This is a genomic window from Streptomyces sp. NPDC057543, from assembly GCF_042801895.1.
Taxonomy (GTDB): Bacteria; Actinomycetota; Actinomycetes; order Streptomycetales; family Streptomycetaceae; genus Streptomyces.
Genome location: NZ_JBHVFF010000065.1, coordinates 12,717 through 32,259 on the forward strand (window position 1 = coordinate 12,717; position 19,543 = coordinate 32,259).

Here is a 19,543-nt window from a genome sequence, read left to right on the forward strand (position 1 = left end):
TCAGGCGGTTGTGAGGAGTTCGGGTTCGCGGGGACCGTCCGGTGCGGCGGGGGTCCGGCTGAGTGCGCCGGGCCACCAGATCTTCCGCTGGAGCGCCACGCTCGCCGAGGTGACCAGATAGGTGCGGACGAGGAAGGTGTCGAGGAGTACGCCGACGGCGACGACGAAGCCCATCTGGACCAGGCCCACGATCGGCATGTTCAGCAGGACCCCGAAGGTGGCCGCGAGGACCAGGCCCGCCGAGGCGATCACGCCGCCCGTGGTGCGCAGCGCGGTGAGCGCGGCGGTCGTCGGCGTGGCGCCGGAGAGGGTCTCCTCGCGGACCCGGTGCATCAGGAAGATGCCGTAGTCGACGCCGAGCGCCACCAGGAAGACGAAGCTCAGCAGCGGCAGCCCGGGGTCGGTGCCCTTCATGCCGAAGAGTGGTCCGAAGACGAGTCCGCCGATACCGAGCGAGGCGCCCCACACGGCGACGACGGCGGCGACGAGCAGCAGCGGCGCGACGAGGCTGCGCAGCAGGGCGATCAGGATCAGCAGGACGGAGATCAGGACGAGCGGGACGACGGTCTTGAGGTCGCGGGCATTGGCCGTCTCCGCGTCCATCTGCTGGGCACTGGGCCCGCCGACATGGCTGCCGTCCAAGGAATCGCGCAGGGCCTTGATGGTCGCCCGCTCCCCCGACGATTCGGGCCGGTCGGTGGCGACGAGGGACAGTTCGGTCCAGCCGCCGCCGCTGCGTCCGCGTGCGACGGCGGCGACGCCCTCGGTGGCACGGGCCTTCGCCAGGGTCGCCCCGGCCCGTTCGGTCGGGGTGATCACAGTGATCGGCTGGGTGGAGCGGCCGGGATAGGCGGCGGCGAGGGTGTCCATCGCCGCGATCGACTCCGGCTTGCTGGAGAAGGAGTCCTCCTGCTTGAGGTCCCCGGGCAGCTTGAACGCGCCGAGCGCCAGCGCGCCCAGCAGCACGCCCCCGCAGGCGAGCACGGCCACCGGCCTGCGCCCGGCCGTACCGCCCATCGCGGCGAAGAGCGAACGTCGCCGGGCGGGCTCGCTGCCGTACGCGGGGACGAGCGGCCAGAACACCCGGCGGCCGAGCAGCACCAGCAGCGCCGGCAGCAGCGTCGTCATGGCGAGCAGCGCGCAGAGTACCCCGACGGCGGCGATGGGGCCCATGCCCCGGCTGCTGGTGAGGTCGGCCGCGAGCAGGCACAGCAGACCGGCGGCGACGGTGCCCGAGGAGGCGACGACCGCGGGCCCGCAGCCGCGCAGGGCGGCCACCATGGCGTCGTACGGCCGGACGAAGCGGCCGAGTTCCTCCCGGTATCGGGAGACGAGCAGCAGCGCGTAGTCGGTGCCCGCGCCGAAGACGAGGATGGTCATCACGGCGGAGCTCTGGCCGGTGACGGTGATGTCGAAGCCGCGGTTGAGCCCGTACACCACGGCCATGGACAGGGCGTCGGCGACGCCCGCGACGACGAGCGGCACCAGCCACAGCAGCGGGCTGCGGTAGATGAGGATCAGCAGGATCGCCACCACGGCGACGGTCGTGTAGAGCAGCGGTCCGCCGAGGGACGCGTAGACCTTCTGCGCGTCGGTGTTCAGCGCCCCCGGGCCGCCGACGTCGACGCTCAGTCCGCCGCCGCCCTCGGCGACCGCACGGACGTCGTCGACGAAGGCGTTCCTGGCGTCGTCGTCCTGTCCCGGGCCGGTGGAGGAGACCGGGTACATCAGCGTCGTACCGTCCTCGGACGGGACGGGGCGTGGGGTCCCGGTGAGCGGGTGACCGCTCGCGATCCGGGCGGTCTGCTCGGCGGCCAGGGCCCGGTCGGCGGCGGTCAGTCCGCCGTCGCGGTGGTAGACGAGCACGAGTTCGGTGGCCTCACCGCCGGGCAGCGCGTCCTGGACCTTCGCCACCTGGGTGGAATCGGCGCTCGCCGGGAGGTAGTCGACGGCACGGTTGGTCTGTACGCCGCCGAGCTTGCCCGCCAACGGCCCGGCCAGCGCGATCGCGGCGATCCAGAGCGCCAGGATCGCCCAGGGCAGTGCGCGCCGCCGGTTGCCTGGCCTCGACCGCGTACCACGTGGTTCCACTGCGGCCCTCATGACGGGCCCCCTTCCGCCGGGTGTCTGGTTCCTGTCCAGACTCCCGGCGGAATGCGGCCGGGACGTCGCGCCCGGGACCGACTTCGCGGCTACTGCCGTGGGGGCACGCGGGGTCCGATTACTCCCGCGGGAGTACGCGCCCGGTGCGGACGGGGCCGTTCAGGACGGGGTACGCGCCGCCGCCGCGAGGAGCCGGGCCGTGTCCTCGGCGCAGAGTTGCAGCGACCCGCCGACCGTGGTCAGCACCTCGCGCTCCGACGGCCCGTACGGGCCGTCGGCGAGCGCGATCCTGGCGCCCTGCAGCAGGATCGATTCGCGCCCGGCGGGGGCCAGATGCGGGGCGAGGGGTTCCAGCGCTTCGTGCAGTTCGATGGCGAGGGCCGCTCCGCAGGCCTCGGCCGCCGGGTCGAAGGCGGAGCCGTGGCCGATGTCGGCGGAGAGGACCTCGACGACGGTGGAGAGCTGTTCCTCCGTGCAGTCGTCGAATCCGGCGTCGCGCACGGTGGCGGCCGCGGTCTCCAGGACCGTACGGGAGGCGGTGCCGCCGGCCGCGAGTACGCCGAGCGCGACCGTGTGGACGGCGTCCCGGAGCATTGCGGACAACCGGGTGGTGGTGGGGTGGTCGAGCACGTCGGTGCCGAAGTGGGCCCGGCAGGCGGCGCATTCGACGACGGGGCCCGCGGTGCCACGCCGCAGCGTCGGCACGCCGAGCACCGTGAAGCGCCGACGGCCGGTGAGGCGGCGGTAGTTGCGGTCACCGCCGCAGCCGGGGCAGAAGAACTCGCCGTCGCCGACCGTGTCCCAGATGGTGCGGATGCCGCAGATACGCAGCTTCATGGCGCGTTGTCCCAGGGCTGACCGCACGTCGCACACCTCCGTAACACTCCGGCAACATTGCCGTGTCGACGTGATGTTAACCACAGTCGCGATGTGGCGTCAGTACCTCGATCGTCACAACCCCCGGAGATGGCCGAACCCCGCCCCCCGGAGGCGGGTGGGCGGGGTCTTCGGCCGTACAACTTCAGGCCCTTTCGGGCACCGGGTCAGCGGGTGGCGCGGTTGACGGCCGAGACGACCGCCTTCAGCGAGGCACGCGTGGTGTTGGCGTCGATGCCGATACCCCACAGGACCTTTCCGTCGATCGCGCACTCGATGTACGAGGCGGCCTGGGAGCTGGCGCCCTCGCTCATGGTGTGCTCGGTGTAGTCCAGCAGACGGGCGTCGATGCCGATGGCCTGCAGCGCTTCGAAGAACGCGGAGATCGGGCCGTTGCCGGTGCCGGTCAGCACGGTGTCCGTGCCGTCCACGGTCGCCTCGACGGTGATCGTGTCCCGGCCGTCGGAGCCGGTCGTGGTCTGGCCGGAGCGGATCTGTACGCGACCCCATTGAGCCGCAGCGTCGTCCGGGTTCGGCAGGTACTCGTCCTGGAACGTGGACCAGATCTGTGTCGGCGTGACCTCACCGCCCTCGGCATCGGTCTTGGCCTGAATGATCCGGGAGAACTCGATCTGCATCCGACGCGGCAGGTCCAGCTTGTGGTCGTTCTTCAGGACGTAGGCGATTCCGCCCTTGCCGGACTGCGAGTTGACCCGGATGACGGCCTCGTAACTGCGGCCGACGTCCTTCGGGTCGATCGGCAGGTACGGCACCGCCCACTCGAGGTCGTCGACGGTCCTGCCCTGGGCGGCCGCGTCGGCCTCCATGGCGTCGAAGCCCTTCTTGATGGCGTCCTGGTGGGAGCCGGAGAAGGCGGTGTAGACCAGGTCGCCCGCGTAGGGGTGGCGCGGATGGACCTCCATCTGGTTGCAGTACTCGCTGGTGCGGCGGATCTCGTCGATCTGCGAGAAGTCGATCTGCGGGTCGACCCCCTGCGAGAACAGGTTCATGCCCAGCGTCACCAGGTCGACGTTGCCGGTGCGCTCGCCCTGGCCGAACAGGCAGCCCTCGATCCGGTCCGCACCGGCCATGATGGCCAGTTCGGCGGCGGCGACGGCGGTACCGCGGTCGTTGTGCGGGTGGACCGACAGACAGATGTGCTCGCGGCGCGACAGGTTGCGCGACATCCACTCGAACCGGTCCGCGTGCGTGGACGGGGTCGAACGCTCCACGGTGGCGGGCAGGTTGAGGATGATCTCGCGGCCCTCCTCCGGCTGCCAGACGTCACAGACCGCCTCGCAGACCTCCAGGGCGAAGTCCAGCTCGGTGTCGGTGAAGATCTCGGGGCTGTACTGGTAGCCGAAGATCGTCTCCGGGCCCAGCAGCTTCTCCGCGTACTCCATGACCAGCCGGGTGCCGTCCACGGCGATCTGCTTGATGTCGTCCTTCGAGCCGCGGAAGACGACCCGGCGGAAGGTGGGCGCCGTCGCGTTGTACAGGTGCACGGTCGCGCGGTGGGCGCCGACGAGGGACTCCACGGTCCGCTCGATCAGGTCCTCGCGGGCCTGCGTCAGGACGGAGATCGTCACGTCCTCGGGGATCGCGCCCTCTTCGATGATGGAGCGGACGAACGCGAAGTCGGTCTCGCCGGAGGACGGGAAGCCGACCTCGATCTCCTTGTAGCCCATGCGCACGAGCAGGTCGAACATCTCGCGCTTGCGGGCCGGCGACATCGGGTCGATCAGGGCCTGGTTGCCGTCGCGCAGGTCGGTGGAGAGCCAGCGGGGCGCGACGGTGATCCGGTTGTCCGGCCAGGTACGGTCGGGGATCTCGACGGCCTCGTACCGGCCGTACTTGTGGATCGGCATCCCGGACGGCTTCTGCAGCTGAGTCGCGTTGGTGATCGGCGTGGGGCGGCCGACAGCGGTTTCAGTAGCGGGCTGAGCGGGATTTACGACGGTCATGGCGTACGGCTCCTCGGGGGTCCAACCAATGGGACGGCCGACTGTGTCGCTGCAACACCAGACTCCGCGGGGAGGGGGTCGGCCTACGACTACAGGCCCTCGCCGCGGCAGCTAAGAAGAAGCAGCCCGAAACGCATGATGCGAGGAGCGTAGCCGAGGGGCGTCCGATGCGTCCGTCCCGTATCAGTATGCGGGACCGGGTGCCGGAAACACCCAAGAGTGATCAATCACTCCATTTCATCAATCCTGGTCGCAACCGGTGACATCACGATTACTCGGTGCCACAGTCGAATGCATGCAGCCTCAGTCTCAGCACGGGTTCCGCCCCGTCTTCTGCACCATCGTGCCGCCCCATGTCCTCGACAAGCTGTCGCAGTCCGACAACCCCGATCTGGCGGGCCCCGCCCGCCGCACCCTGGAGAGCGACGCCGCCCGCCGCACCCGCCGCCAGATGGCCACGGTCGTCACCGTGCCCACCGCCCGCGCGACCGAGGGGGACGCCTCCGACAAGCCCGACCGGACCCTGTACGACTGCCGCCACCGCACCCGGCTGCCCGGCACCGAGGTCCGCGCCGAGGGCCAGGAGCCGACGAAGGACGCGAGCGTCAACCGCGCGTACGCGGGGCTCGGAGCCACCTTCGAGCTGCTGCTCAAGGCGTACGGACGCCGGTCGATCGACGGCAACGGGCTGCCGCTGATCGGTTCGGTGCACTACGACGAGAAGTACAACAACGCCTTCTTCGACGGCGAGCAGATGGTCTTCGGCGACGGGGACGGCGAGATCTTCCTGGACTTCACCGTCGCCATCGACGTGATCGCCCACGAGCTGACGCACGGCCTCACCCAGTACACGGCCAACCTGAGCTACTACGGCCAGTCCGGCGCGCTCAACGAATCGATGTCCGACGTCTTCGGCTCCCTGGTCAAGCAGTACTCACTGGGCCAGAGCGCCGACCAGGCCGACTGGCTGATCGGCGCCGGACTGCTGGCACCCGGCGTCCAGGGCGACGCCCTGCGCTCCATGAAGGCGCCGGGAACCGCGTACGACGACGACGTGCTCGGCAAGGACCCGCAGCCCGCGAAGATGGAGGACTACGTCCACACCAGCGAGGACAACGGCGGAGTGCACCTCAATTCGGGCATCCCGAACCGCGCGTTCTATCTGCTGGCGACGGCACTCGGCGGCAATGCGTGGGAGCGGGCCGGGCAGCTCTGGTTCGATGTGCTCACAGGTGGTCAACTGGCCGTGGACGCGGACTTCGCTTCCTTCGCCCGGTTGACGGTGGCCGCGGCCCGCAGCCGCTTCGGGGAAGGCGACGAGGCGGAGGCGGTCCTGAAGGCATGGTCGGAGGTGGGCGTACCGACCGCGTAGCGCACACAGCGGGCATTCCCGGGCCCGTCCGGCGATGGAGGACACCACATGCGGATCCAGGTCAGCAGGACCGGCGGCTTCGCCGGCATCGCACGCCACCGCGAGGTCGACACCACCGGACGGGCCGACGCCGGGGAGTGGGAGGCCCTGGCCGAATCGGCGCTGGCCGCGGGCCACGACACCCCGCCCCCGGGCGTCCCGGACGGCTTCCGGTACCGGATCACGATCGGCGACCGCACGATCCACTGCGCGGACCCGAAGCTGACCGACGCCCAGCGCGCACTCATCTCACGCGTCCTGAAGGAGGGGGCGTGAGCGGGGCGTACGCCGCCTGACTGCACGGGTCGAAACCCCCGGCTCCGGGCCGGAAACCCCGGACCGGGGCAGCAATGGGAACCCCGGCTTCCGCAGCCGCTTCGGGGCCCACCCGCACGGCCGCCCTCGCACCCCTCGGTCCCAGGTGGCCTCAGCGGCCTCGGGCGACTGCGTCGACCGCCGGACCGGGGCCAGGGTCAGAACCCGAGCTTCCGCAGCTGCTTCGGGTCGCGCTGCCAGTCCTTGGCCACCTTCACGTGCAGATCCAGGAAGACCGGCGTGCCGAGCAGGGCCTCGATGTGCTTGCGCGACTTCGTGCCGACGTCCTTCAGCCGCTTGCCCTTCGGGCCGATGATGATGCCCTTCTGGCTGGGGCGCTCGATGTAGACGTTGGCGTGGATGTCGAGCAGCGGCTTGTCCGCCGGGCGGTTCTCGCGCGGCAGCATCTCCTCGACGACGACCGCGATGGAGTGCGGCAGCTCGTCCCGTACGCCTTCGAGCGCGGCCTCCCGGATCAGCTCCGCGACCATGACCATCTCGGGCTCGTCCGTGAGGTCGCCCTCCGGGTAGAGCGGCGGGCTCTCCGGGAGCAGCGGCGCGATCAGGTCGGCCAGCAGGCCCACCTGCTTGTCCTTCACCGCGGAGACCGGAATGATCTCGGCCCACTCGAAGCCCAGCTCCTCGCCGAGGCGGGAGACGGCGAGCAGCTGCTCGGCGAGCTGCTTGGAGTCGACCAGGTCGGTCTTGGTGATGACGGCGATCTTCGGGGTCTTCTTGATGCCCGCGAGTTCCTTGACGATGTACTTGTCGCCGGGGCCGAGCTTCTGGTCGGCGGGCAGGCAGAAGCCGATGACGTCGACCTCGGCCCAGGTGGTCCGCACGACGTCGTTGAGACGCTCGCCCAGCAGCGTGCGCGGCTTGTGGAGGCCGGGGGTGTCGACCAGGATCAGCTGGGCGTCCTCGCGGTGCACGATGCCGCGCACGGTGTGCCGGGTGGTCTGGGGCCGGTTGGAGGTGATCGCCACCTTCTGGCCGACCAGAGCGTTCGTGAGGGTGGACTTGCCCGCGTTGGGGCGGCCCACGAAGCAGGCGAAGCCGGCCCGGTGGGGGGCGTTGTTCGCAGCCCGCTGTGCAGCGGCTTCTGTGTCAGGTCGAACGCTCATGGCGCCCATTGTCCCCGATCCTGACCGCCCTGCCGTACCAACCGCCGCGACGATGCCTCTGCCGCGTCGTCTCAGGCCCTACGGGTACGGCTCCGACGGGCCCGTATCCACATCCCCGCGCCCCCGCCGACGATCACCAGCAGGACCCCGGCCACCAGCCAGGGCAGTGCGAAGTACGGGGCGGTGGCGGACTCGCGGGTGTCCCGGGCACTCGCCGTCACTTTGATCTCGCCCCATTCCAGCTGCGGCGCGCCGGCCCACTGTTCGGTCAGCCGGACCCGCTGGCGGGGCAGCAGCTCGGAGGGGATCTTCTTCAGGTCACGGGCGAGCAGGGTGCGGCCGAAGAGTCCCTCGGCCCTGAGGGCGACCTTGGGGTTGAGGGTGACATTGCCCCGGTTGTGCAGCGTGTACGAGATGACGGCCCTGCTCTTCCCGGTGCCCGGGACCAGCGGCTGGCTGTGCTCGACCCGGATGTCGTCCACGGAGAGAGCGGGCATGGCCGGTCCGTTCACCCGCAGATAGATCCGCGCGCCGACCGCCTTGCGGATGCCGACGGCGACGGCTCCCGCGTCGGCCGGGTCGATGCGTTCGTCGAGGGCGACGAGGGCGCCGGGGTGGTCGCCGGGCTCGGCGTCCTCGGGGACGGTGATGGTGAGCGGAACGGTGACGGAGCCGTGCGGCCGCACGGTGACCCGGTCGCGGTCGGTCCTCGCCCAGGCGCCGATCGAGCGCTGCTTCTCGTTCTGGGCGCGGACGGCGAATCCGCCGTCGCGTGCGGTGTTGTACGCGTCGGCCGCGTACAGCCGGAAGGTCTGCGGCCGGTCCGTCTTGTTGGTGACGGTGACCTTGTCGTCGAGTGTGGCGCCGGGGTCGGCGGAGAGGTAGAAGTACGGGCGCTGACCGGCCTGTGTGGTGGCCGGGTAGACCGACCAGCCGCCGTTGTCCGCGGCGTGGGCCGTGGGGGCGCCGGTCAGCAGGAGGACGCCGGCCAGGAGGAGTACGTACAGCTTGCGCACGGTGCAGGGCCTCCGGGTTGGTCGGTCGGGGGTCGGGACGGGCGGTCCGGGCGGGTGCGCGCCCGGTCCACCGGTCGGTCGGGGCTGCTCGGTCACGTGAGCGTGAGAGTGAGCACGCCGGAGTACGCGCCGGGGGCGGTGTACGCCGGTACGGTCAGCGCGAGCCGGGCGTCGACGGTGAACTCACCGCCGGTGAGGGTCCCGTTCGGCGCGGACGCCAGGGTGGCGCCCGAACTGCCGACCGGGCCCTCGGAACCGGCCGCACAGGTGCTGGCACTGCCGGCCTTCGTCGCGCAGACCGGGGTCCAGCCGAGAGCGGACGCGCCGATCGTCGCGCCGCCCGGGCCCTTGAAGTCGGTGACCTTTCCGGTCAGGGACCAGCCGGCGGGTCCGCCGCGGTAGTCCTCGACCGTCACCGTCCGGAGGGAGCCGCGGGAGGCGCCGCCCTTCCCGAAGTCGACCGCCGACATGTCGACGGTGTCCCCGGCCTGGACCATGGAGAGCGTGCCCGCCTTGACGGACGTGTTGAGCTGCTGGCTGCCGTCCGGGATCTCCCCGCCGCCATTCGTGACGGTGTAGGCCTGCGGGCCCGCCCCCTTGGCCGCGTCCCAGCTGCCGCCCTCGTAGGCGACGATGCCGGTGGTGGCCGGATCGCTGACGGTCAGCCGGCCGCTGAAGCCGCCGGAGCCGTCCGCCCGGACGGTGGCCGCGTCGGCGGTCTGCTGGTCGCCGGCCCGGCCCGCGAGCGTGATGTCCGCGCCCGGGGTGAACTTCGACCCGGTCACGGTGACCGCGTCACCGGCCCGGCCGGATGCGGCCCCGAGCTGGATGGCCCGCTCGTTGACCGGGACGCCGCCGTCCGTCGCGATGATCGTCTCGGAGACGGGAGCGGGCGGGTCCGTCACCGTGCACGGGGTGTCCAGCTCCATGATGTAGCTGGTGTGGATGTTGTAGTCGCCCGGCGACAGCGTGATCTGGCCGGGCGCGGTGACCGTGAACGTACCGGTCATCGAGAACGACGGGAAGTCGCCCTTGCCGGGGACCGGATCGTTCTTCTTCGGGCCCGCGACGGTGACGCTCGCGGACTGCGCGCCGCCGACGGTGACCTTGCCGGTCGGCGTCATGATGTCGGCGGGCAGCGCCAGATCGACCGGGTTGCTCGCGGCCGGTTCGACGACGGTGTACGTGACCGTGACCGTGTCGCCCACCATCGGGGCGGCGTTGTCGACGGTGATCTCGGCCTTCGTCGTCCCGTCGATCGGTGGGATGCCCGCGATGGCCGGCGGGATGCAGTGCGTGGGGAAGTCCACCGGCACGGAGGCCGTCATCGTGGCCTGCGCGGGGCTCGCGAGCCCCCCTCCCCCAGCGACGACGAGCGCACCCACGCCCAGCGCGGCGGCCCAGCGGCGGCCGCGCGCGGGACGTGTTCGGGCACCGGATCTTCGCATGCTGATTCTTCGTACGGTCGGACGCATGGAGCCCCCTCCTGCCGGATGCGGCGCAGCGGCTCTTCTGCGCCGACAGGGGGCCCATTGACGACTCCGGCCGAAAAGAAGTCAATGGCAGCGAAATGCACTGACTGATGGACCATCAGATGCTGTCAAGATCCTCGTTCCCCTCACATGGTGTGCGAACGCCCCGCGCCGGTGGGGTGCGGGGCGTTCGTACACGGTGTGTTGATTCTGTCGGCGTCAGCCCGCCGTCACGCTGACCCGCAGCGTGCCGTCGGGTCCGGCGAGCAGCACCGGTGTGTCCGGGCCGCCCAGGTCCCGTACCGCGGCACGGTCCGCGTCCGACGGGGTCTGCGCCTCGGAGACGACCGCGGCTGCCTCCAGCGAGGTGGCGCCGCTGGCCACGGCCATCGCCACGGCGGTCTGCAGCGCGCTGAGCTTCAGCGACTCCAGCCGCACGGTGCCCGCGACGTACGTACGTCCGGTCTCGTCCCGTACGGCCGCGCCCTCCGGCACACCGTTGCGGGCACGGGCGCTGCGCGCCAGCGTGACGATCTTGCGGTCCTCGGGGCCGAGTTCGGTGCTCTCAGTCATGTGCCGAGCATACGAACCAGGGAGCTCGTCCCCCGCCCCGCCCCACCCCCGCGGGACCTATGCCCGGTCGAGCCTCAGCCGCTCGGCCTTCGGCAAGCCCGCGACCACCAGGTCGTAGGAGTCCTCGATCAGGTCACGGAGCACCCGGTCCGGCACCCCGGACACCGTCACCGTGTTCCAGTGACGCTTGTTCATGTGCCAGCCCGGCACCACCGCGTCGTACTCCTCCCGCAGCCGCACCGCCTCGTCCGGATCGCACTTGAGGTTCACCGACAGCGGACGCGCGTCCAGCGTGCTGAGCGCGAACATCTTGCCGAGCACCTTGAAGACGGACGTCTCCGGCCCGAACGGGAACTCCTCGACGCTCGCGTTGAATTCCAGGCAGAACGCCCTCAGCTGCTGCGGAGTCACTCCGCGTCCACCCCCTCCTGCCCCACGGGCTCCACCAGCACCGTGACGATCTTGTTCCGGCGGCCCGCCGTGGACTCCGCCGTCAGCCGCAGCCGACGGCCGTCCGGCAGATCGACGACCGCCGACGCCCCGGCGATCGGCACCCGGCCCAGCGCCTTCGCCAGCAGTCCGCCGACCGTTTCCACGTCCTCGTCGTCGTACTCGTCGAGGTCGAACAGGTCCCCGAGGTCGCCGATGTCGAGGCGCGCGGTCACCCGGAAGCAGCCGTTCTCCAGCTCCTGGACGGGCGGGAGTTCACGGTCGTACTCATCGGTGATCTCACCGACGATCTCTTCGAGGATGTCCTCGATGGTGACGATGCCCGCCGTACCGCCGTACTCGTCGATCACGACGGCGACATGGCTGCGCTCCTGCTGCATCTCGCGCAGCAGATCGCCGGCGTTCTTCGTGTCGGGCACGAACGCCGCCGGCCGCATCGCCGTGGAGACGAGATCGGCCTCCGACTCCCGGTTGATGTGCGTCTTGCGGACCAGGTCCTTGAGATACACGATGCCGACGATGTCGTCCTCGTTCTCCCCGGTGACGGGAATCCGCGAGAAGCCGGAGCGCAGCGCCAGGGTCAGCGCCTGCCGGATCGTCTTGTACCGCTCGATGCAGACCAGGTCGGTCCGCGGCACCATGACCTCGCGTACGAGCGTGTCGCCGAGCTCGAAGACGGAGTGCACCATGCGGCGCTCCTCGTCCTCGATCAGCGACTCCGCCTCGGCGAGGTCGACCATCGCCCGCAGTTCGGCCTCGCTGGCGAACGGTCCCTTGCGGAACCCCTTGCCCGGCGTCAGCGCGTTGCCGATGAGGATCAGCAACTGCGGGACCGGGCCCATGACCCTGGCCAGCGGCAGCAGGACGTACGCCGCCGCCGTCGCCGTGTTCAGCGGGTGCTGACGGCCGATGGTGCGCGGCGACACGCCGATGGCGACGTAGGAGACGAGGACCATCACGGCCATGGCGACGGCCAGAGCCTCCCAGGTCTCCGGGAACTCCTTCAGGCAGGCATACGTGACGAGCACACCGGCCGACATCTCGCAGGCGACCCGCACCAGCAGGGCGACATTGAGATAGCGGGTCGGGTCCGCCGCGACCTGTTCCAGCTTCTGGCTGCCGCGCCGCCCGGAGCGGACCGCCTCGGCGGCCCGGAAACTCGACGTACGGGCGATGCCCGCCTCCGCGCAGGCCGCCAGCCAGCCGACGACGACCAGCAGCACGGCACCCAGGACAAGGGGAACGCTCACGACACGGTGGGGGCGGGCGACGGGCCGCTCAGGCCACGTTCGGCACGCCAGCCGTCGACGATCGCGGCCTGGAGACCGAACATCTCGACCTTCTCGTCCGGCTCCTCGTGGTCGTACCCGAGGAGGTGCAGCACTCCGTGGACGGTGAGGAGCTGGAGCTCCTCGTCCATGGAGTGCTGCGTCGACGCATCCTCGCCCTGCTGTTTGGCGACCTCGGGGCAGAGCACGATGTCACCGAGGAGCCCCTGCGGGGGCTCCTCGTCGTCCTTGGACGGCGGACGGAGTTCGTCCATCGGGAAGGACATGACGTCCGTGGGCCCCGGCAGGTCCATCCACTGGATGTGGAGCTGTTCCATGGCGTCCGTGTCCACCACGATCACCGAGAGCTCGGAGAGGGGGTGGATCCGCATCCGCGCGAGCGCGTAGCGGGCGATGTCGAGGATCGCCTGCTCGTCGACCTCGGTTCCGGACTCGTTGTTGACGTCGATCGACATGGTGCGGCGCGACTACTTCCCGTGGTGGCTGTCTCGGTTGTCGTACTTCTCGTACGCGTCGACGATACGGCCGACGAGCTTGTGCCGGACGACATCCTGGGAGGTGAGCCTGGAGAAGTGCACGTCCTGGATGCCTTCGAGGATGTCCTGGACCTGGCGCAGACCGCTCTTGGTCCCGGTCGGCAGGTCGACCTGCGTGACGTCACCGGTGACGACGATCTTCGAATCGAAGCCGAGCCGGGTCAGGAACATCTTCATCTGCTCGGCGCTGGTGTTCTGCGCCTCGTCGAGGATGATGAACGCGTCGTTGAGCGTCCTTCCGCGCATGTATGCCAGCGGCGCCACCTCGATCGTCCCGGCCGCCATCAGTCGGGGGATCGAGTCGGGGTCGAGCATGTCGTGCAGCGCGTCGTAGAGGGGGCGCAGATACGGGTCGATCTTCTCGTAGAGCGTGCCGGGCAGGAAACCGAGCCGCTCGCCCGCCTCGACGGCGGGGCGGGTCAGGATGATCCGGTTGACCTGCTTGGACTGCAGGGCCTGGACGGCCTTCGCCATGGCGAGGTAGGTCTTGCCGGTGCCCGCGGGACCGATACCGAAGACGACGGTGTGTTTGTCGATCGCGTCGACATACCGCTTCTGGTTGAGCGTCTTGGGACGGATGGTGCGGCCGCGGCTGGAGAGGATGTTCTGGGTGAGTACCTCGGCCGGTGTCTCCGGACCGTCCCCCTTGCCGCTCTCGGTTGCCTTGAGCATGGCGATCGAGCGTTCCACTGCGTCCTCCGTCATCGGCTGACCGGTGCGGAGCACCAGCATCATCTCGGCGAACAGGCGCTGGATCAGAGCGACTTCCGTCGCGTCCCCGGCGGCGCTGACCTCGTTTCCCCGGACATGGATGTCGGCCGCCGGGAAGGCCGTTTCGATCACGCGCAGCAGGGAGTCGCCTGAACCCAGCACGGTCACCATCGGATGCTTGGCCGGTACGGTGAACTGGGCTCGCGCCTGGCCCGGCGCGGGGGTCTGGTCTGTGGATGTCTGAGTCATGGGCCGGCTCTGTGGCCTGCACATACCTCCCGTTGCAAGGTTCTCGCCGATCGACAACCTCTGGATTACCAAGCCTACGACTCCGCACTGACAACACCGAGGGCTTTTCCGTACGCACTGCGAACGTGCGTGCCCCGGGTCACGCCGGGCGGCGGAAGCCGATCGTCGGGACGGCCCGGCGCAGCGGCCACGGCCGGGCGGCCGTGGGCAGCAGTTTGTCCAGGAACGCGTAGCGCTGGAGCGCGGCCGGGTCCTGGTCGGCGAAGGTGCGGACCTGCTGCCACCAGGCGGCGATCTCGTCCCAGTCGGGTGCCGACAGCGATCCGCCGAACTCCTGCACCGAGAGCGCCGCGGTCAGTCCGGCGAAGGCCAGCCGGTCCGCCAGCGGCCAGTCCGCCAGAGTGCCGGTGACGAATCCGGCGACGAAGACGTCGCCCGCCCCGGTCGGGTCGAGGGCCTCGACCTCGATCGCGGGTACTTCGGCGCTGGCCCCGGTCGCCGCGTCCACCGCGTACGCGCCCTCCGCGCCGAGGGTGACCACGGCGAGGGGCACCCGCTCGGCCAGGGCGTGGGCGGCGGCGCGCGGGCAGTCGGTGCGGGTGTAGCGCATCGCTTCCTCGGCGTTGGGGAGGAACGCCTGGCAGTGTCGCAGGTCGGTGAGGGCGTCCAGGTCCCAGCGGCCGGTCTCGTCCCAGCCGACGTCGGCGAAGATCCGGGCGCCGTTCCCGGCCGCCTTGGCGACCCAGGGCTCGCTGCGGCCGGGGGCGAGCGAGGCGATGGCGGCGCGGGCGCGCGGCGGGCAGCGCGGGAACACGGGTTCCTCGGCGGGGATCGCGGCGCCCGGGGTGCCCACCGGGCCCGGGGCCTCGTGGCCGTGCGAGACCATCGTCCGCTCGCCCTCGTACGCCATCGAGACGGTCACCGGCGAGTGCCAGCCGGGGACGGTGTGCGACATGGACAGGTCGATGCCCTCGCCCTGCTCCAGGGCGTCCCAGCAGTACTCGCCGTAGTGGTCGTCGCCGAACGCGGCGGCGAGTGAGGTGTGCAGTCCCAGCCGGGCCAGCGCCGTGGCCATGTTGGCGACCCCGCCTGGGCTGGAGCCCATGCCGCGCGCCCAGGATTCGGTACCGCGCACCGGGGCGCTGTCCAGACCGGTGAAGATGATGTCGAGGAAGACCGTGCCGGTGAGGAAGACGTCGCAGTCGGGGTCCTGCGGGGCGCGCAGCCCGTCCAGTGGGTCGATGCCTGGAATGTCTGTGCTCACCTTGCACTCCCCGGTCGTGGCAGATCTGGCCAGTGTGCCCGATGCGCGCCGGTATCCGGAGGGTCCGCGCCGCCGCTTCCGAAGAGCGCGCGCCCGCCCCGTACAGAGGGATGCTGACCTGCATAAACATGCGCTGCTACCCGCATGAACGAAGGGCAAACGCATATGTGCCCCAGATCACACAGGGGTGCCTTTCGGTCGACTGGGCGCAGTTGATACAAATTGGGCCCGCGAGCCCCGTCTGCGACAGCTGCCGACGCGTGCACCGCCTTCCCCGCATTCCCGCATTGCCCTCGCCTGCCCCCCTGCCTCCTTCGCCGCTTCGGCATGTCTTCAGGAACGCCCATGTCCTCGCGCCCTCGCGCCGCGTGGCCCCTGGTCGCCGTGTTCACCGCCGGTTACCTCGCCGCCTATCTGCTCCCCACCATCGTCGGGCGGCTCTCCGTCCATCTCGGTCTCAGTACGGCCCAGGCCGGTCTGGCGGGCAGTGCTCTGCTGCTGAGTTCGGCGACCGCCGGGTTCACGCTGGCGGGCCGGGTCGAGGTGTACGGGCCGCGGAGACCGGCGCGGGTCGGGCTCGTGCTGGCCATGGCGGGGTACGGCTGCGCCGCGCTGGCGAGTTCCGTGCCACTGGTGCTCATGGGCGCGGTGATCGGCGGTTTCGGCTCCGGTACGGCTACGGCGGTGGCCGCCTCGGGCATCGCCGCCCAGCGCGATCCGCACCGAACCTCGTCGCTCGGTCTGCTGAGCGTCTCCGCGACGGCGGGCGCCCTCTATCTGACGATCCCGCACCTCGGCGGCGGCCACCGGCTGCCGTTCGCCTCGATCGCCCTGGTCGCCCTGCTCGTCTGGCCCGCCACGGCACGGCTCGGCCGCGCCGCGACCGGTGGCCCTGCCGCTCCCGTCTCCCGTCGGCTGCCGCACCGCCGCTCCGGCCTGGTGCTGGCGGGCGGCATGCTCGTCTGGTCCATGGCGCAGAACGCCCTGTGGGGCGTCAGCAGCCGGATCGGGGTGGTGCAGGTGGGGCTCTCCGAGGTCACCATCGGCGCGGTGTTCGCCGCCGCGCTCGGTGCGGGGCTGCTCGGTGTGATGGGCGCCGGGATGCTCGGGGCCAGGCTCGGCCGGGCGGTGCCGATCGGTGTGGGCACGCTGATCATCGCGGCGAGCATCGTGCTCAGCTCGTCCGCCCAGAACCTCGGCTCGTTCGCGACCGGCGAGATCCTGTGGAACACCGTCTATCCGGTGGTCCTGTCGTATCTGATCGGCCTGGCCGCGTCCCTGGACGTGCGCGGGCGCTGGGCGGTCCTCGCGGGCTCCGCGTCATCGGTCGGGGTGGCCTGCGGGCCGGTCCTCGGCAGTGTGCTGTCCGAACAGGCCGGGTACCCGGTCATGGGCCTGGTCCTGGGCGCCGTCACGCTCCTGGTCGCGGCCCCGGTCACGGCCGTCGCCCTGCACACCGGTGGCCGTCCGCTGGTGCCGGGATCGGTGCGCCGCCGGGGTGGCGCCCCGGCCGCGCTGCTCGCCGTCACCACCGGCGCGGTGCCCGGCGCCGTGCCCAGATTGGGCGCGCCCGAGCAGGCCGTCACGGAGATCAGCCTGCCCGTGCGCCGCAGGCGCCCGGTCAGGAACGCGTTCCGGACGGCCGGTCCGTCGGGCGGGGCCGGTCAGTCGAACGCGTACGCCTCGACCTCGGACAGGTAGCGCGCCCTGCGCTCCTCGTCGTGGTCGAGGAAGGCCGCCTCGAAGGAGTTGCGGGCCAGCGTGCGCAGTTGGTCCCGGTCCAGGCCGAGCGCCTCGTGGACGGCGTGGAAGGTGTCTCCGACATAGCCGCCGAAGTAGGCGGGGTCGTCGGAGTTCACCGTGCAGAGCAGCCCGGCGGCCATCATGTCCCGCAGCGGGTGCTGTTCCAGGGTGTCGATGGCGCGCAGCCGCACGTTGGACAGCGGGCAGAGGGTGAGCGGTACCCGGTCGGCGACCAGCCGCTTCACCAGGTCCGCGTCCTCCATGCAGCGCAGCCCGTGGTCGATGCGTTCGACGCCGAGGACGTCCAGGGCCTCCCGGATGTACTCGGGCGGGCCCTCCTCGCCGGCGTGGGCGACCTTGCGCAGCCCGAGCGCTCCGGCGGCCTCGTACACCTCGCGGAATTTGGCGGGCGGGTGCCCGACCTCCGCCGAGTCGAGACCGACCGCGCTGATCCGGTGCAGATACGGCTTCGCGGACTCCAGGGTCCGCAGCGCCGATTCGGCGGACTGGTCGCGCAGGAAGCACATGATCAGCTGGGTGGAGATGCCGTGCTTCTCCTCGCTGCGGTCCAGCGCCCGGCCGAGTCCCTCGACGACGGTGCCGATCGGGACGCCACGTGCGGTGTGCGCCTGCGGGTCGAAGAAGATCTCGGCGTGCCGGACGCCCTGGGCGGCGGCGCGGGTGAGGTACGCGTCGGCGAGTTCCTCGAAGTCCTCCTCGGTCCGGAGCACGGCCATCAGCGCGTAGTACACATCGAGGAAGGTCTGCAGATCGTCGAAGAGATAGGCGGTGCGGAGTTCTTCGGTGTCCGCGTACGGCAGTTGTACGCCGTTGCGTGCGGCGAGCGCGAAGGCCAGCTCGGGTTCGAGGGTTCCCTCGATGTGGAGGTGGAGTTCGGCTTTGGGGAGATGCACGGGTATTTCACGCTCACAAATGGTGGTACCGATGTGTGTCAGATGTGCCGGGTGGGCACGGGGACCCGGCCGAGGTCCCGGGCGACGGTCAGTTCGCCCTCGAACCCCGCGGCGCGGGCCTGGGCCTCGAAGTCGGCCGGGTCGTCGTACCGCTGCGAGAAGTGGGTCAGCACGAGGTGGCGTACGCCCGCGTCCCTGGCCACCCGGGCAGCCTGGCCGGCGGTCAGATGGCCGTGGTCGGTGGCGAGCCGTTCGTCCTCGTCGAGGAAGGTCGATTCGATGACCAGCAGGTCGCATCCCTCGGCGAGCACGTGGACTCCGTCGCAGAGCCTTGTGTCCATGATGAACGCGAACCGCTGGCCGCGCCTGCGCTCGGAGACGTCGTCGAGGGTGACGGCACCGAGGGCGCCCTCGCGCTGGATCCGGCCGACGTCGGGGCCCTTGATGCCGTGTTCGGCGAGTTTCGCGGGGAGCATGCGGCGCCCGTCGGGTTCGACGAGCCGGTAGCCGTACGACTCGACGGGGTGCGAGAGCCGGTGGCTGCTGAGTGTGTACGCGTCCGTGGTGGCGAGCACCCCGTCGACGGCGACCGGGGCCTCGGTCAGCTCGACGGACTCGCGGTAGGCGGTCGCGTACCGCAGCCGCTCGAAGAAACGCTGCCCGCTCGCCGGATAGTGCGCGGTGACCGGGTGCGGGACCTGGTCGAGATTGATCCGCTGGATGACCCCGGCCAGGCCGAGCGAGTGGTCGCCGTGGAAGTGCGTGACGCAGATCCGGTCGATGTCGTGCGCGGCGACGCCGGCCCGCAGCATCTGGCGCTGGGTGCCCTCACCCGGGTCGAAGAGGATGCCCTCGCCGTCCCAGCGCAGCAGATAGCCGTTGTGGTTGCGGTGCCTGGTCGGGACCTGGCTGGCGGTGCCGAGGACCACGAGTTCGCGTACGGACACGGTGTGCTGCCGACCGTTCTAGCCGGGGGGCCACTGGAGTCCGCGGCCGCCCAGGACGTGGGCGTGCGCGTGGAAGACGGTCTGCCCGGCGCCGGAGCCGGTGTTGAGGACGACCCGGTAGCCGGTGTCCACGATCTTCTCGTCGGCGGCGACGTTGCCGGCCTCGCGCAGTATGTCGGCGGCGATGGCCGGTTCGGCGGCGGCGAGGGCGGCCGCGTCCGGGTGGTGGACGCGGGGGATGACGAGTACGTGGGTGGGGGCCTGGGGGTTGATGTCCCGGAAGGCGACGGTGGTTTCGGTCTCCCGGACGATGGTTGCCGGGATCTCACCCGAGACGATCTTGCAGAACAGGCAGTCTGGCTGCGGTTCTCCCGCCATGGGGCTGACTCCTCGGTCGGTGGTGATCGTTGTACGGCATGGTATCGGGACGTCCGCGGCGGGTGCCCCTTCCCGTGACCAGGGGCTCCGCACCCTGACCCCCGCGCCTCGAACGCCGGAGGGACTGGAGAACCCGCCACGCCCGGGTTCGAGGCGCGGGGTCCCGGGCCGGTCTCTTATAAACAAAAACGAGCCCACGAGACATTGC

At 70.7% G+C, this 19,543-nt stretch carries 18 protein-coding genes; 3 read left to right on the forward strand and 15 right to left on the reverse strand.

The window, feature by feature from the left end; translation table 11 throughout:
- From ACFU8Q_RS14035 to leuA, 3 genes are all read right to left on the reverse strand, one after another.
- Entirely contained in the window at window positions 1-2,103 is a 2,103-nt protein-coding gene (locus ACFU8Q_RS14035; protein WP_384452456.1) for an MMPL family transporter, read from the reverse strand.
- Between the two features lie 159 nt (window positions 2,104-2,262).
- Window positions 2,263-2,940, reverse strand: coding sequence for a TerB family tellurite resistance protein (locus ACFU8Q_RS14040; RefSeq protein WP_384452458.1), 678 nt, complete (start codon window positions 2,938-2,940; stop codon window positions 2,263-2,265).
- Between the two features lie 206 nt (window positions 2,941-3,146).
- The gene (leuA, locus tag ACFU8Q_RS14045; protein WP_384452461.1) at window positions 3,147-4,943 is read right to left on the reverse strand and encodes a 2-isopropylmalate synthase; all 1,797 of its coding nucleotides are present in this window, start codon (window positions 4,941-4,943) and stop codon (window positions 3,147-3,149) included.
- A gap of 295 nt (window positions 4,944-5,238) precedes the next feature.
- Between leuA and ACFU8Q_RS14050 the strand changes: the two genes are divergently transcribed.
- The gene (locus tag ACFU8Q_RS14050) at window positions 5,239-6,315 is read left to right on the forward strand and encodes a M4 family metallopeptidase (protein ID WP_384452464.1); all 1,077 of its coding nucleotides are present in this window, start codon (window positions 5,239-5,241) and stop codon (window positions 6,313-6,315) included.
- A 48-nt stretch (window positions 6,316-6,363) separates the two neighbouring features.
- Window positions 6,364-6,630 (forward strand): protealysin inhibitor emfourin, encoded by a 267-nt coding sequence (locus tag ACFU8Q_RS14055; RefSeq protein ID WP_383756340.1) that lies wholly within the window; start codon window positions 6,364-6,366, stop codon window positions 6,628-6,630.
- 197 nt (window positions 6,631-6,827) lie between these two features.
- Here ACFU8Q_RS14055 and era read toward each other — a convergent pair whose 3' ends face one another.
- The 9 genes from era to ACFU8Q_RS14100 form a co-directional block, all read right to left on the reverse strand.
- Window positions 6,828-7,802 (reverse strand): GTPase Era, encoded by a 975-nt coding sequence (gene era, locus ACFU8Q_RS14060; protein WP_384452466.1) that lies wholly within the window; start codon window positions 7,800-7,802, stop codon window positions 6,828-6,830.
- 62 nt (window positions 7,803-7,864) lie between these two features.
- Window positions 7,865-8,809 carry a WxL protein peptidoglycan domain-containing protein gene (locus tag ACFU8Q_RS14065; protein WP_384452469.1) on the reverse strand — a complete coding sequence of 315 codons (945 nt, stop codon included), beginning with the start codon at window positions 8,807-8,809 and terminating at the stop codon, window positions 7,865-7,867.
- Between the two features lie 92 nt (window positions 8,810-8,901).
- Window positions 8,902-10,257, reverse strand: coding sequence for a beta-xylosidase (locus tag ACFU8Q_RS14070; RefSeq protein WP_384452472.1), 1,356 nt, complete (start codon window positions 10,255-10,257; stop codon window positions 8,902-8,904).
- Window positions 10,258-10,500: 243 nt separating this feature from the next.
- Window positions 10,501-10,854, reverse strand: coding sequence for a cytidine deaminase (locus ACFU8Q_RS14075; protein ID WP_384452474.1), 354 nt, complete (start codon window positions 10,852-10,854; stop codon window positions 10,501-10,503).
- 57 nt (window positions 10,855-10,911) lie between these two features.
- Entirely contained in the window at window positions 10,912-11,265 is a 354-nt protein-coding gene (locus tag ACFU8Q_RS14080; protein WP_384452477.1) for an MmcQ/YjbR family DNA-binding protein, read from the reverse strand.
- Window positions 11,262-12,554, reverse strand: coding sequence for a hemolysin family protein (locus tag ACFU8Q_RS14085; RefSeq protein WP_384452479.1), 1,293 nt, complete (start codon window positions 12,552-12,554; stop codon window positions 11,262-11,264). The genes ACFU8Q_RS14080 and ACFU8Q_RS14085 overlap by 4 nt, the downstream gene beginning before the upstream one ends.
- The gene (ybeY, locus tag ACFU8Q_RS14090; protein WP_384452482.1) at window positions 12,551-13,048 is read right to left on the reverse strand and encodes an rRNA maturation RNase YbeY; all 498 of its coding nucleotides are present in this window, start codon (window positions 13,046-13,048) and stop codon (window positions 12,551-12,553) included. Before ybeY ends, ACFU8Q_RS14085 begins: the two co-directional genes overlap by 4 nt.
- 12 nt (window positions 13,049-13,060) lie before the next feature.
- Window positions 13,061-14,089: a PhoH family protein gene (locus ACFU8Q_RS14095; RefSeq protein ID WP_384452485.1), complete on the reverse strand. Its 1,029-nt coding sequence runs from the start codon at window positions 14,087-14,089 to the stop codon at window positions 13,061-13,063.
- A 139-nt stretch (window positions 14,090-14,228) separates the two neighbouring features.
- Window positions 14,229-15,353, reverse strand: a complete 1,125-nt coding sequence (locus ACFU8Q_RS14100) for a carbohydrate kinase family protein (protein WP_384452488.1) — start codon at window positions 15,351-15,353, stop codon at window positions 14,229-14,231.
- A gap of 345 nt (window positions 15,354-15,698) precedes the next feature.
- Here ACFU8Q_RS14100 and ACFU8Q_RS14105 point away from each other — a divergent pair, with 345 nt between their 5' ends.
- Window positions 15,699-17,054 (forward strand): MFS transporter, encoded by a 1,356-nt coding sequence (locus tag ACFU8Q_RS14105; protein ID WP_384452490.1) that lies wholly within the window; start codon window positions 15,699-15,701, stop codon window positions 17,052-17,054.
- Here the strand turns inward: ACFU8Q_RS14105 and ACFU8Q_RS14110 are convergent.
- Genes ACFU8Q_RS14110 through ACFU8Q_RS14120 form a run of 3 tightly spaced genes read right to left on the reverse strand, consistent with a single transcriptional unit; the run spans window position 17,018 to window position 19,335 of the window.
- Window positions 17,018-18,010, reverse strand: coding sequence for an adenosine deaminase (locus ACFU8Q_RS14110; RefSeq protein WP_384452493.1), 993 nt, complete (start codon window positions 18,008-18,010; stop codon window positions 17,018-17,020). The two genes, ACFU8Q_RS14105 and ACFU8Q_RS14110, sit on opposite strands and share 37 nt — an antisense overlap.
- A gap of 38 nt (window positions 18,011-18,048) precedes the next feature.
- Window positions 18,049-18,957 (reverse strand): ribonuclease Z, encoded by a 909-nt coding sequence (locus ACFU8Q_RS14115; protein ID WP_384452495.1) that lies wholly within the window; start codon window positions 18,955-18,957, stop codon window positions 18,049-18,051.
- Between the two features lie 18 nt (window positions 18,958-18,975).
- Window positions 18,976-19,335 carry a histidine triad nucleotide-binding protein gene (locus ACFU8Q_RS14120; RefSeq protein WP_383756312.1) on the reverse strand — a complete coding sequence of 120 codons (360 nt, stop codon included), beginning with the start codon at window positions 19,333-19,335 and terminating at the stop codon, window positions 18,976-18,978.
- Window positions 19,336-19,543: the final 208 nt, after the last annotated feature.

Bases quoted from the DNA above. Each gene is read 5' to 3' on its own strand.
- ACFU8Q_RS14095 (WP_384452485.1), bottom strand. From the start codon at position 14,089: ATGACTCAGACATCCACAGACCAGACCCCCGCGCCGGGCCAGGCGCGA.
- ACFU8Q_RS14035 (WP_384452456.1), bottom strand. From the start codon at position 2,103: ATGAGGGCCGCAGTGGAACCACGTGGTACGCGGTCGAGGCCAGGCAAC.
- ACFU8Q_RS14050 (WP_384452464.1), top strand. From the start codon at position 5,239: ATGCAGCCTCAGTCTCAGCACGGGTTCCGCCCCGTCTTCTGCACCATC.
- ACFU8Q_RS14055 (WP_383756340.1), top strand. From the start codon at position 6,364: ATGCGGATCCAGGTCAGCAGGACCGGCGGCTTCGCCGGCATCGCACGC.
- ACFU8Q_RS14120 (WP_383756312.1), bottom strand. From the start codon at position 19,335: ATGGCGGGAGAACCGCAGCCAGACTGCCTGTTCTGCAAGATCGTCTCG.
- ybeY (WP_384452482.1), bottom strand. From the start codon at position 13,048: ATGTCGATCGACGTCAACAACGAGTCCGGAACCGAGGTCGACGAGCAG.
- ACFU8Q_RS14105 (WP_384452490.1), top strand. From the start codon at position 15,699: ATGTCCTCGCGCCCTCGCGCCGCGTGGCCCCTGGTCGCCGTGTTCACC.
- ACFU8Q_RS14070 (WP_384452472.1), bottom strand. From the start codon at position 10,257: ATGCGAAGATCCGGTGCCCGAACACGTCCCGCGCGCGGCCGCCGCTGG.
- ACFU8Q_RS14075 (WP_384452474.1), bottom strand. From the start codon at position 10,854: ATGACTGAGAGCACCGAACTCGGCCCCGAGGACCGCAAGATCGTCACG.
- era (WP_384452466.1), bottom strand. From the start codon at position 7,802: ATGGGCGCCATGAGCGTTCGACCTGACACAGAAGCCGCTGCACAGCGG.
- leuA (WP_384452461.1), bottom strand. From the start codon at position 4,943: ATGACCGTCGTAAATCCCGCTCAGCCCGCTACTGAAACCGCTGTCGGC.
- ACFU8Q_RS14040 (WP_384452458.1), bottom strand. From the start codon at position 2,940: ATGAAGCTGCGTATCTGCGGCATCCGCACCATCTGGGACACGGTCGGC.